Here is a 12,505-nt window from a genome sequence, read left to right as displayed (position 1 = left end):
ATAAAAACTGCCTAATAGCTTCATTATCAATTTATTTAATAACAATTAAAAGTTAATGTAGTAATAAATGGGTTATATTTAGTCAGAATTTCACAGTAAAAAGTATGACAAATTAGCGTTAATAACTATTTTGCATTGTATTTGATATAAAAGCTGTAACAATTACATTTGAAATAACTAAAAACAAAAAATTATGTTTGATAATAATGAATTTAGAAAATATGCCACTAAACATGCGGGCATCAACAGTTTAACCTACGATAGTTACACTTCTCGTATTCAATCGTCTTTAACACCATATATTATTGAAGAACGCTCTTTAAATGTAGCGCAAATGGACGTTTTCTCGCGATTAATGATGGATAGAATCATTTTTTTAGGCACGGGTATTAATGATCAGGTGGCAAACATTGTTCAAGCACAGCTTTTATTTCTTGAGAGCGTAGATGCTAAAAAGGACATTCAGATTTATGTAAACTCTCCTGGCGGCAGTGTTTATGCAGGTTTAGGGATTTACGATACTATGCAGATTATTAAGCCCGATGTTGCAACCATTTGCACAGGAATGGCAGCTAGTATGGGAGCAGTTTTACAATGCGCTGGCGCTAAAGGAAAACGTACAGCATTAAAGCATGCTCGAATTATGATTCACCAACCCTTGGGTGGCGCAGAAGGTCAGGCTAGTGATATTGAAATTACTGCACGCGAAATTCAGAAACTGAAAAAAGAATTGTACGATATTATTGCATTTCATAGCGGACAAACCTACGAGAAAGTTTGGGCAGATAGCGATCGTGATTATTGGATGATTGCGCAAGAAGCCAAAGATTACGGAATGATTGATGAGGTTCTTGAACGCAAATAAAGTTAAACGTTATAAGTTAGGTGTTATTCGTTTAACGCGTAACATCTAACTTGTAGCCCAATTAACTTAACAGATTTTACCCATAATAATCACAAAATGCTGGCATAAATTTTGCATTTATGATAGTATTAAATATATTTGAAAATAGATTTTTAAAAAAGTATACGTATGAAAAAGTTCCTTTCTGTTATTTTATTAGGTGCAGGTTTAACAATTGCGGCACAACCAAAAAAAGCTCCAAAAATGGCTCCAATTCTTGCCGAAGGTTATTATGTTAACTCTAAGAATGACACAGTTGTAGGTAATATTCAAGCAAATCCTGAATCGGAAACTGAATTTTATCAAAAATTTTATTTTCAACCTGCTAAAGGGGGGAAAATAATGCCAGTGGATCCGAAAAAAGCAAAAGCTTATGGTTTTGATGGAAGACACTTTGTGCTGTTAGCAAGTGGAGACGGTTTGTATATTGAGCGTTTGGCAAGTGGAAGACTAAATTTGTTTGAGTATAAATACGATGGTAAGGTGGATGGATACGATCATATTGTATCTGATTATTATATGCAAGATACTAGAGCTGAAGGATCGGATATTAAATTGAAAGAAATTAATAAAATCTCAAATAAGTTTTATAAAAAAGATTTAAAACCTTATATGAAAGATCAACTTATGTTATGGACAGATCTTGACAAATTCACATTCGATAAACAAGCTGTTATCAGCGCAATTAATGAGTTTAATAAGTTTTATGCAATAACTGCAAACTAAAAATTTAAACTACCAAAAAAGCCGTTGTGATTTATGCGCAACGGCTTTTTTTATGCTATAATCGTTCGTTCAATAACCACTAATTGCACTAATTTTCACTAAATGTTTGATTGAGGTGTTATACCATTCTTCGTTTTAATTCGTAGCAACTACAACTAAGCCGAAAGTAATTTAACTAAAAACTTTTTTGCCAGTTTTAACTTCTTTCCAGCCTACAAGATCACGAATAACTACCGAAGCACAGGTAAGTCCGAATGCGGCTGGTAAATAAGAGATCGTTCCATACGCAGATTTTTTATATTTGCTGCCATCAGTTTTCATAATGGAATATTTGGCAGGAATTTCGGTACTATAAACAGATTTTATCCCTTTATAAATATTCATGTAACGTAAACGTTTTCTAACATACTGCGCCATCGGACAAGTATTTGTCTGCGAAATATCTACAACCTGTATTTTGGTTGGATCCATTTTGCCGCCTGCACCCATGCTTGATATAATACGTTGATTGTTATAATAAGCAGTTTGCAACAAATATAATTTCGGAGAAATACTATCGATTGCATCAATCACATATGAAAATTTTTGAGAAAGAAATTCTTTCATATCGTCAGGATTTTTGAATTGATCAATAACATCTAATTCAATATCGGGATTTATCAATTTAAGTCGCTCTCCCATTAAATGCGCTTTATTTAAACCATGAGTTGAACTTAATGCTTGTAATTGTCTGTTTCGGTTGGTAGGATCTACAGTATCCCCATCAATTATTGTCATTTTTCCGACGCCGCTTCTACCAATAGCTTCAGCGGCGTATGAGCCCACACCTCCTAAGCCAACTATGAGCACGTGCGCATTATTCAATTTTTCTAATCCTTTTTCACCAACTAATAATGTGGTGCGTTCCATCCAACTTGTATCCATTTGTCTCCGTTTTTCTAACCACAAAGTGCGCTAAGTTTTACACAAAGTGCACAAAGTTATATTATTCAGTTTAAAGTAAGTTTAATTAATCAAGGTATATTTCTTTCGAAACTTTAGTTTTTCCTTCTTTGTTTTCTTTGCGTGCTTTGCGCCTGCTTTGTGTTCTTTGTGGTTATTACGTGAGTTTAAAGTTAAAAACATTTTCAAAATTGCTTTGCAACTGCAGCCGGATGGTGTCTTCATCGATTCCTAGTAACTCCGTTGCCTTTTTATAAATGTACTTTATTGAAATATCAGCATCATCCGTCTCGAGAAAAAAGTTTTTTCTTCCAACATTTTTTATTGCTTTTGCTGCATTTGACTCATAACCTAACAAGGCCTTACCGAAAGAAAAGTACATTCCTTGACTTACAAGAATTCGAGCAATGTTTTCATTGTTATTAAAACCGTGAATGATTACAGGCACCTTGTTATCATTCAAATTCAAACAATTTATGAGTTCATTAAATGCTTTTACACAATGGATAATAAGTGGTTTCTTTACTTTATTTGCAATTTTTATCTGCTCAATAAATACTTCCTGTTGTAGAGCTATGTCAACGTTGCATAATTTATCAAGTCCGCATTCGCCAATAGCGAGGCAGCGTTTTTCGTGTACAACAATATTAAGTTCTTCCAATTGACTCTTAAAAGTTTCTTTAGTAATGTACCGTGGATGTATGCCGTAACTATAGTAGTTTGGTTTGTCTGGTGCTCCAATGTTGAGATTTACCAATTCTATTTTGGCGTCGTAAAGCTGGGTGTGAGTATGTGTGTTGATAAACACGGTTAAATTTTTTATTTAATCAAAGATTTTCGATATCAAACATAGTAACTTTAAGATTCAATATTTAATATGACAAATAATAATTATAACAAGCTTACGTCAATAAACTTTGAAGCCTTTAAAAACATTGTTGGAGAAGATTTTATCAGTTCTGGAAAGGAGCAATTGGAAAAATATGGCCAGGATGAAACCGAAGATTTTATTTTTTTACCAGAGGCGGTTGTTAAACCTCAAACGGTAGAGCAGGTGAGCGCCATAGCCAAGTTATGTAACGAAAATAGAATCCCATTAACGACCAGAGGGGCTGGCACAGGACTGAGTGGAGCGGCTCTGCCAATTATGGGAGGGGTTTTATTAAGTATGGAGAAATTCAATAAGATTTTAAAGATTGATGAAGCGAATTTGCAAGCCACGGTTGAACCTTGCGTCATTAATTATATTTTTCAGGAAGAAGTGAAAAAGTTAGGTTTATTTTATCCGCCCGATCCCGCCAGCTGGGGAAGCTGCAGCTTGGGTGGAAATGTGGCTCATAGCAGTGGTGGTCCAAAAGCAGTAAAATATGGCACTACCAGAGATTATGTTTTAAATCTGGAAATAGTATTACCTAATGGAGAAGTAATTTGGACTGGGGCCAATACTCTAAAATATTCTACAGGGTACAATTTAACCCATTTAATGGTGGGAAGTGAAGGCACTTTGGGCATAATCACTAAAATTGTTTTTAAATTAATTCCATTGCCTAAACACGATTTACTGATGCTTGTGCCTTTTAAAAGTGCTGAGCAAGCTTGTAAAGCCGTTGGTGAAGTGTTTCGGGCTGGCATTACTCCGAGTGCTATGGAGTTTATGGAACGAGATGCCATTGATTGGAGTATAAAATATTCTGGCGATGTAAACTTTAGCATAAAACCAGAATGGCAAGCGCTTTTATTGGTTGAGGTAGATGGCAATGATGTAGATGTATTAATGAAAGACTGTGAGCGAATAGGGGAGGTGATGCAAAATAATGAGTGTGATGAGATTTTATTTGCCGATAGTGCTGAACAAAAAAATGCACTTTGGAAAATAAGGAGAAAAGTAGGCGAAGCTGTAAAAAGTAATAGTGTGTATAAAGAAGAAGATACTGTTGTTCCTAGAGCTGAATTACCAAGATTGTTAAAGGGGGTAAAGGAAATTGGCAAGAAATACGGATTTAAATCAGTGTGCTACGGTCACGCAGGTGACGGTAATCTGCATGTAAATATTATTAAAGGTGATTTAAGTGATTCTGTTTGGGAAAACGATTTGCCCAAAGGCATTACCGAAATTTTTGAATTGTGTAAAGCTCTAGGTGGAACTATCAGCGGTGAGCATGGTATTGGACTAGTTCAGAAACCTTATCTGCCAATTGTTTTTAGTTCATATCATTTAGAAGTCATGCGAGGAATTAAAAAAGTGTTTGATCCGAATTCTATTTTAAATCCTGGGAAGATTTTTGATTAAGGTATTTGTTTAAACTATTGAAAAATAGCTTAATTTTATAAGGAAAGTTTTTCGCAAAATTTAAATCATCCCAAAAATGAAAAAACTATTACTTTTCTGCCTTACCCCAATGTTAAGTTTTCAAAGCAAATCACAAATTGTATTTTGTCCACCTGGGGCTGAATGGCATTATTCGCAGGTGGCTTTGGGCCCAAGCCAGTTTACCCCTTGGATACAACGTAACGAAGCAGTAAAGTATGTGCGAGATACGGTTATAAATTCCTTTACTGCTAAAGTACTCAGACATTCCATATTTTATACTGAAAATTCAAAACCTTGCGCGCTTACGTTGATAAAACAAGATGGTGATACGATCTTTATGCGTAACGCTTATACTCAGCATACCTGGCAGGTGCTCTATAATTTTAATGCGGCAGTTGGCCATAAATGGTATAATTCTTTTCCAGCCGGAAGCTATACCACAACGGTAGATTCAATAAGTTATATTACAGAAAACGGATTTACTTTAAAGCAATTATATGTTTCGCAACATTTCCCGTCAAGCCAATATAACTGGCGGTCAAGAATTGCAGAGCGCCTGGGTAATGAACTTTTTTTGTTCAACTTTAGAACGCGTTTTGATCTTGGGAATGCAGACCCATTTTTTAGTGATTGGATAGAATCGTTCCTGTGTTACACAGACAGTACTTTTGGTACAAAGCAGTTCGGTTCAAAAGGATGCGATTACCAAAATCTGGCGGGTATTGAAAAAAACACCACCCCAGTCAATGGAATAAAAGTTTACCCTAACCCGGTCTATGATGTTTTAAACATGGAAGCAGGCGGCTTAGAAGAATTTCACATAAGTATTATTGATGTTTGTGGAAAAGAACTGAAGCACCTTGGGTTTGAAAATGCTGGCAAAATAGACGTTAGCGATTTAAAAAGCGGAATCTATTTTGTTGTTGTTATAAAAAAAGGAAATACGATTTATACAACAAAGTTTATCAAAGAATAATCGGAATGGTATAAAAATCATATTGTTATTATTTTGTATTTTAGCTTGATTAAAGCTATATCGAACTTTAATTTCTTGCATGAAAAAAATACACGTATTTCTGTTTTTTCTAACGGGCGTTTTAAATGCTCAGGAACCACTAATAACAAAACGAACTTGCGCAACACCAGTGCCAGATAAAGCTTGGAATGATTGGTTTAATGCTAAAGTGGAGGAGTATAAAGCAAGCGCATCCGTGCAAAAGAATCAAAGTACAAACTATACTATTCCTGTTGTATTTCATGTTATTCATAGTGGGCAGACGGTTGGAACTTTTCCTAACATTTCTCAAGCACAAATAAATTCTCAAATAAGCATACTAAATAACGATTATGCTGGTACTGGATTTAATGTAGGAAACTTTTCAAGTACTGGTTTTAGCCAATCTCTTATTGCAAATTGTAACATCAGTTTTTGTCTTGCCGAACGGACTCCTTCAGGAACCTTACTCACTGAAAAAGGCATAGATCGTATTAACTATGTTAACAAAGGATGGTCAAATCCAACAACATTTACTACTGCAACTAGTTTTCAGAACTTTGTTAATAATACAATAAAGCCAAATACAATATGGGATCCTAGTCGTTATCTGAATATATGGATTAGCGATGTGAATACAAGTGTAGGTTTACTTGGTTTCGCAACGTTTCCTCCAGCTACTGGACTAAATGGCATTTCAAACGGACTGGGGACTTATTCGGATGATGGCGTTTGGTGCTGGTCTCGAGCAATTGGAGACGTTGGCTCTTTAGCAAGTTTCTATAATAAAGGTAGAACTGCGACGCACGAAATTGGCCATTATCTGGGATTAAGACACCTATGGGGCGATTCGAACTGTGGAACGGATTTTTGTGATGATACGCCAACACAACAAGTTGAAAATTCCACATGCCCTACATACCCGCATGTTACATGCAGCAACGGACCTAAAGGAGATCTGTTTATGAATTTTATGGATTATTGTTACGATGATTGTTTGTATATGTTTACGAACGATCAACGAACACGTATTCAAACAGCCATGAGTAGTTCACCTTTACGCATGCAACTTTCTGCAAGTGCGGCAACTCTTTGTAATACTTTACCTACATTTTGTTCTTATACAGTAAGTAATTTCACAAGCACTGATACACTATTTCCTTACCGACGTGTTACTGCTTCAACTCAAGACCTTTCTTGTCCCCAGGGATCAGGAAAGGCAGGATATCTAAATGGGACCAATTGTTACGGAGATAAAGAAAAGGCTGAGTTTATCGATGCATCGCGGTATAGCAATGTTGTGGATCCTTATGTGACAGGAGTCATAGCAGTCTTCTTTCAATACGGTAATTTTGGAACAGACGGCACAGGAAATGTAAGTTTAAATATTTATAGTGGAACAACGGCAACTACTCAGCCAGGAACGCTTTTAGGATCAACAACCGAAAATATAGCAACCATCGCTGCAACAACAAATACGACAAATGTACCTTATTGCGGGAATCCAAACTTGTTATTCAGTCAGCCTTTAATAATGCCGTATAAATTTAATTTTGCAAATCCTGTATCTGTACCTCAATATGGTGGGTTTTATGCTTCACTTGTGTTGCCGACTGCTGCTGGTGATACTGCGGTAGTGATGGATGATAACTCAGTAAGTGTGAATACTGCTTGGGAGAAATGGAGTGATAATACCTGGCATGATATGAAAACAGCATGGGGTGGTGTTCGCAATTTTAAACTTGCCATTTTACCTATCATTGAATGTGCTGTTGTGGGGATTAAGGAAAATTCAATTTTGAAGGAAGGTATTCATCTTTTTCCAAATCCCTCTCAGGGTGATTTTATAATTATTACAAATTTTACTTCAACTCAGAATATTAAAGTAAAGGTATACAACTCAATGGGTGAAATTATTTATACTGAATCAGTCAATGGTATAAAAGAAAATAAAATTGATGTTAATATGAGTGAGTATTCTAACGGAATTTATTTTGTAGAAATAGATAATGGGAGAGAAAAAATTACAAAGAAATTGATTTTGTTGAGGTAGTATAGAAACCACTGAGGCACTAAGGACACTAAGAGACACTGAGAGTGGGCGGTTGGTGGTATTCAGTTTTTAGTATTGACTATCGACTAACAAACGAACTATATAAGAAATATAAGGGCATATAAGGATGCAGTTGGCAGTAAGCACTATTAACTAGAGACTATTGACTAACGACTATCAACTATTGACTAATCCTCCAGAACTTTATCCTTCGTATACTTCCTCCATTTTTCTAAAACAGCCTGCATATCGTTTGGAATTGGGCTATCAAAGAATAATTTTTCGCCACTTATAGGATGGGTAATTCCCAATGTTTTGGCGTGAAGTGCTTGCCGAGGCAACAGATTGAAACAATTTTGAATGAACTGTTTGTATTTAGCAGAATTAATTCCTTTTAAGATAGAGTCACCACCGTACTCGTTATCATTAAATAAGGGGTGACCAATACTTTTAAAATGCACACGAATTTGATGCGTGCGACCTGTTTCTAATTTGCATTCAATAAAAGTAATGTAACCAAAACGTTCTATCACTTTGTAGTGAGTAACGGCATGTTTTCCATGTTCACTTCCTTCGGGAAAGGCGTACATTTTTTTTCTATCTTTTAAATCCCTTCCGACGTTCGCAACAATTGTTCCTTCATCTTCTTTTAAATCGCCCCAACAAATCGCAATGTATTTGCGGTCCATTGTACGGTCATAAAAATCTTTAGCTAAACGTGTCATAGCTAACTCCGTTTTTGCAATGATAATAATACCTGAAGTATTTTTGTCTATGCGATGCACCAAGCCTGGACGATCGAGATAAAGATCATTATTAAGTTTGGTTTTTGAGGTTGGAAGATTTTTAAAATGATAAAGCAAAGCATTTACAAGAGTACCAGTGTAATTTCCATAAGCGGGATGAACAACCATTCCAGGTTTTTTGTTTACTAAAGCAATGTAATCATCTTCAAAAGTTATATCGAGAGGAATGTTTTCGGCAAGAATTTCTGAAGTCCTTGGAGGAACTGTTAAAACAATGGAGATTTCATCCAATGGTTTAATTTTGTAATTCGATTTCACTGCCTTGCCGTTAACCAACACAAAACCAGCGTCACAAGCATTTTGAATTTTAGTACGAGTTGTATTTGCAATGCGAATCATCACAAATTTATCAATCCGCATAGTCACCTGACCTTTTTCAACTTTTATGTTGTGGTGTTCGAAGAGCTCTTGTTCTTCGTCGGTAGTTAAGTCTTCTTGTTCTTCTTCAAAATCAGCCATCACAAAAATTAATGTTGTACAATTATTTTTTGTTGCTGTACAGCATGCCCATTATTTTTTAAAATTAAAATATAAATACCTGGAAGAAAATTAGAAACAGAAACTACTTGTTCGGTATTGTCTATTATTTCTTCTTTTACCAATTGGCCAACAGAATTAAAAAGCTGGTAACTTGAATTTTGAAGTTTTGCAGATACAATGGTAAACCTTTCTGTTGAAGGGTTTGGGTAGACAAAAAAGTTTTTACTTATAGGAGACGATCCAATTTCATTAATTCCCACAATTGGTAAATAAGTTCCAAATAGAGGGTTTATCATGATAGAGCCATCTTCATTTGATTGTGTCCAGCCACTGCCTGAGTCAAAGTATAAGCTACTTTTATGGTTATAATTACGATCAAATCCCACCGTTAAAATGCTACTAGCCTGCTGAATACCGATAAAATAAGTACCTGCTTGAAGCAGAAAAGGCTGCTTAAGTTTAAACTCTGGTACTTCTTTAAATCCATCTTGTATGTATATGGGGTGGTGCACAAGGTTATCTTTTAAAATATTATTTAGCCCATCTGGAGCACCATTATTATCTTGACCCCAAACATTTATACTGAAATTATATATGGTAGTAGCGGTATTTGAAATAGAACTAACATTGCCGACTGGATCAAAATAAATTCTTAATCCGTAAAGAGTATCTGGTTTATTGAGTTTAATTTTGACGGCCATTTTTGCACCAATTGCATTCACATAATACCCAGCCTCAGCACTTCCATCATCAAAGGCGTAAAAGTTTCTGAAGTTTTGATATTGTATAACGGTATCATTGCCGCGAATTGTGTCAGATGAGGAGCTTTGATTTGCATCTAAATAAATAAAATGTTTTATTTTAAAGCGCGAACTCATTGTCTGGTTAACAATAAAGGTGTCTTTTATATTTGGAAAAGCATGCGGTTGATAATTCTGATACCCGTAATTTGGCGGGGAAAAGGTATTCTTTCGGAAAGGATTAATATTATAGGAGCCCCCAGTGTATTCACTAAATATTTGATTACCAGAGTTATCATAAACTTTGTATTTGTAAAACATATTTGGCTGATCAGCGCTATTATTTCTAATTTTTACACTCAAACTTTTAGCCATTTCAGATGGTTGGTATTGTTGTAAGGGCATTTCTGAATAGTCTTTCAGAAAGGAGGTGGGAATGTCGCAAAAAGTAATATCATTAATTATAGTATCTCTTATTGAATCGTTGCCACGATCTTTGTTAAGAAAAATATAATCGATATGCCAATGGTCGAAATTTCCTGTTACGGAAGCCCAATTCCTAAATCTGAATCTAAAGCCGTCGTGTAAATAAGCAGTGTCGGTGATCTTTACAAAGGCTCTTTTAAAGGCAGAATCGTTGGTGTTTGAACTTGTACTACCTTGTTTAAACCAAACGCGACTCCAAGCAGAATCGGCATGAGCGAGTGGCTTATAAAAATCAAGAATTAAACTATCGTTCAATTCGGGGTTGTCTCCTTTACCTCTGGCTTGATAATAAAACGAGATCGCTATGTTATCTGTGGTTAAAAGAGTTTGAGAGCCAACGGTGTGTAAATTGATAGGCTTTGATGTGAGTGTATCTGCAGGGTTAGAAAGCGTTAAATTAGTTAGCGTTGGTTTATAGGGATAACCATGTTTGTTTAGTCCGTCAAATGTTGCAACACCAATGCTTGGAGGAGCAGTAGCCATTCCGGAATTTACGTACACTAAAGAATCTTCCCATCTATTTTGATCGGGATAATTGTTTACAGGAGAATAAGAAAAATCTTCGATAAATGGAATACTTAGTGAGCTTCCAGCGGAAGTTTTTTGTTGTTGAACATCTGTTTTGGGATTGAGAGAAACAGACCTAAGATTTTTATAAATGTAATTAAGATTTGAACTAAGTGGTTTAGTGCCTTCCTGGGCGAAAAATATGGAAGTGATAAAAACAGAGAGAAATAAAACGAAATTACGAAACATGGTATTTAATTATCAAAATCTGGTTCTTCATTTGTTAAAGTACTGTCGGTTGAGCCTGAATTATAAAAATGATCTTTCCGTCCAACAATCAATTCAATGACAGTGCCTTTTTTTACCAGTGAACCTTCTTCAATTTTTTTTCCGTGTAATAATTGTGACAAAACACAGCCATTACAATCTGCCGCTTGCTCGGTTATCTTACCAGTCTTAAGGCCATAACTGCCAAGAATAAAGCGAGCTTGGCGTTCACTTTTATCGACTAATTTTGGCATTATTATTTGAGGTGCAACCATACCAGTAACGTAAAGATAGATTGTTCTATTGTGCTTCACGGCAATATTTACTTCAGGATCTTGCCTTAAAACAATCCCTGCTTTTTCTTTAGGATCGTAAATACTGTCAATAATCTCATAACTAACGCCTTTGTCCTTTATAAAATCCTCCAAAAGCGATATTTTTTGACCTTTAAAATCTGGCACCGTTACAAATTTACCATGATTGGTATAGGAAGAAAGCCATTGAAGTGTAATAAAAAAAACAAGAAATATTAGAACCAAAATAATGGAAATCTGAACGAAAAACTGTTTGGATTTAAAAAAAGAAATTAAATTTCGCATAACCGAATTCTGGATAATGTAAGTTATTATAGAAACCTAAGCGTGTTCTAATTGCGGTTCATGAATAACAACTTTAAAGAGAACCACAACCATAGCGCCAAGCGTTTGTTCGGCTATTTGCCAAATACAATCCATCATAAGATGTTGAGCGCTCAGATTGGTGGTTAGAGAGATGTGCACAATGGTGGCAATCATAAATAAAGAAAAACCGGCAACCCCACCACATATAAGCCCTCGTATAAAAAAGTTTCTTATTTTTTTAAGCAGACTGCTTTCGAAAAGGAAGTATATCCCTGCTCCAAAAATTAAATACGTAAAAGCAGCAAAAGTAACAAACCAAGTGAGTGGAAATTGGATCCTTTTGAAGTCATTTAAAAAAATGCCATGCCAGATGTAAAACAAGCCAAACATGACCAGAGCGGAGAAAATCCAAGAGAGAAAAAACCTAATTCCTAATTTCATCTTAATCATACAAAGTTAGTAAAAAAAAACTTATTTTTTTGGTAAAAGAATGTAAAAAACTAACAAAGGAAAGCTAAGAATAGTGGGCGGTAATCGGTTGGCAGTATTCAGTTTGCAGGAAAAACTATCGACTATTGACTAAATAAATGAACCACATAAGAAACATAAGGGCATATAAGTTGGGAGTTGGCAGTATTCAGTTTTAACCACTAAGACACGGAGGGCACT

General features: G+C 35.4%; 11 protein-coding genes. 5 read left to right on the top strand and 6 right to left on the bottom strand.

Annotated features, from left to right (window positions below; translation table 11 throughout):
• Positions 1-190 precede the first annotated feature (190 nt).
• Entirely contained in the window at positions 191-865 is a 675-nt protein-coding gene (gene clpP, locus P2086_RS16720; protein ID WP_317900271.1) for an ATP-dependent Clp endopeptidase proteolytic subunit ClpP, read from the top strand.
• 168 nt (positions 866-1,033) lie between these two features.
• Entirely contained in the window at positions 1,034-1,630 is a 597-nt protein-coding gene (locus tag P2086_RS16715) for a hypothetical protein (protein ID WP_317897901.1), read from the top strand.
• Between the two features lie 171 nt (positions 1,631-1,801).
• Here P2086_RS16715 and P2086_RS16710 read toward each other — a convergent pair whose 3' ends face one another.
• Together P2086_RS16710 and P2086_RS16705 are read right to left on the bottom strand one after the other, a co-directional pair.
• Positions 1,802-2,554, bottom strand: a complete 753-nt coding sequence (locus P2086_RS16710; RefSeq protein WP_317897900.1) for a tRNA threonylcarbamoyladenosine dehydratase — start codon at positions 2,552-2,554, stop codon at positions 1,802-1,804.
• A 175-nt stretch (positions 2,555-2,729) separates the two neighbouring features.
• Positions 2,730-3,380: a TatD family hydrolase gene (locus P2086_RS16705; RefSeq protein WP_317897899.1), complete on the bottom strand. Its 651-nt coding sequence runs from the start codon at positions 3,378-3,380 to the stop codon at positions 2,730-2,732.
• A 69-nt stretch (positions 3,381-3,449) separates the two neighbouring features.
• Here P2086_RS16705 and P2086_RS16700 point away from each other — a divergent pair, with 69 nt between their 5' ends.
• From P2086_RS16700 to P2086_RS16690, 3 genes are all read left to right on the top strand, one after another.
• Positions 3,450-4,862: an FAD-binding oxidoreductase gene (locus tag P2086_RS16700; protein WP_317897898.1), complete on the top strand. Its 1,413-nt coding sequence runs from the start codon at positions 3,450-3,452 to the stop codon at positions 4,860-4,862.
• A 76-nt stretch (positions 4,863-4,938) separates the two neighbouring features.
• Complete coding sequence (locus tag P2086_RS16695) at positions 4,939-5,859, top strand: T9SS type A sorting domain-containing protein (protein WP_317897897.1); 921 nt, start codon at positions 4,939-4,941, stop codon at positions 5,857-5,859.
• Positions 5,860-5,938: 79 nt separating this feature from the next.
• Positions 5,939-7,930 (top strand): T9SS type A sorting domain-containing protein, encoded by a 1,992-nt coding sequence (locus P2086_RS16690; RefSeq protein WP_317897896.1) that lies wholly within the window; start codon positions 5,939-5,941, stop codon positions 7,928-7,930.
• Positions 7,931-8,118: 188 nt separating this feature from the next.
• On the opposite strand, the gene P2086_RS16685 is transcribed toward P2086_RS16690, so the two are convergent.
• Genes P2086_RS16685 through P2086_RS16670 form a run of 4 tightly spaced genes read right to left on the bottom strand, consistent with a single transcriptional unit; the run spans position 8,119 to position 12,277 of the window.
• The gene (locus P2086_RS16685; protein WP_317897895.1) at positions 8,119-9,195 is read right to left on the bottom strand and encodes an RluA family pseudouridine synthase; all 1,077 of its coding nucleotides are present in this window, start codon (positions 9,193-9,195) and stop codon (positions 8,119-8,121) included.
• 8 nt (positions 9,196-9,203) lie between these two features.
• A complete protein-coding gene (locus P2086_RS16680; RefSeq protein WP_317897894.1) occupies positions 9,204-11,198 on the bottom strand; it encodes a T9SS type A sorting domain-containing protein in 1,995 nt (664 codons plus the stop codon).
• A gap of 5 nt (positions 11,199-11,203) precedes the next feature.
• On the bottom strand, positions 11,204-11,815 hold the full coding sequence (locus P2086_RS16675; protein WP_317897893.1) for a PASTA domain-containing protein: 612 nt from the start codon (positions 11,813-11,815) through the stop codon (positions 11,204-11,206).
• Between the two features lie 36 nt (positions 11,816-11,851).
• Positions 11,852-12,277, bottom strand: coding sequence for a hypothetical protein (locus tag P2086_RS16670; RefSeq protein WP_317897892.1), 426 nt, complete (start codon positions 12,275-12,277; stop codon positions 11,852-11,854).
• Positions 12,278-12,505: the final 228 nt, after the last annotated feature.

Source organism: Aurantibacillus circumpalustris, assembly GCF_029625215.1.
Classification (GTDB): domain Bacteria; phylum Bacteroidota; class Bacteroidia; order B-17B0; family Aurantibacillaceae; genus Aurantibacillus; species Aurantibacillus circumpalustris.
The sequence above is the reverse complement of the archived record's forward strand: the minus strand, read 5'-3'. Positions and strand labels throughout refer to the sequence as shown.

Bases quoted from the DNA above. Each gene is read 5' to 3' on its own strand.
- P2086_RS16715 (WP_317897901.1), top strand. From the start codon at position 1,034: ATGAAAAAGTTCCTTTCTGTTATTTTATTAGGTGCAGGTTTAACAATT.
- P2086_RS16710 (WP_317897900.1), bottom strand. From the start codon at position 2,554: ATGGATACAAGTTGGATGGAACGCACCACATTATTAGTTGGTGAAAAA.
- P2086_RS16700 (WP_317897898.1), top strand. From the start codon at position 3,450: ATGACAAATAATAATTATAACAAGCTTACGTCAATAAACTTTGAAGCC.
- P2086_RS16695 (WP_317897897.1), top strand. From the start codon at position 4,939: ATGAAAAAACTATTACTTTTCTGCCTTACCCCAATGTTAAGTTTTCAA.
- P2086_RS16690 (WP_317897896.1), top strand. From the start codon at position 5,939: ATGAAAAAAATACACGTATTTCTGTTTTTTCTAACGGGCGTTTTAAAT.
- P2086_RS16685 (WP_317897895.1), bottom strand. From the start codon at position 9,195: ATGGCTGATTTTGAAGAAGAACAAGAAGACTTAACTACCGACGAAGAA.
- P2086_RS16680 (WP_317897894.1), bottom strand. From the start codon at position 11,198: ATGTTTCGTAATTTCGTTTTATTTCTCTCTGTTTTTATCACTTCCATA.
- P2086_RS16675 (WP_317897893.1), bottom strand. From the start codon at position 11,815: ATGCGAAATTTAATTTCTTTTTTTAAATCCAAACAGTTTTTCGTTCAG.
- P2086_RS16670 (WP_317897892.1), bottom strand. From the start codon at position 12,277: ATGAAATTAGGAATTAGGTTTTTTCTCTCTTGGATTTTCTCCGCTCTG.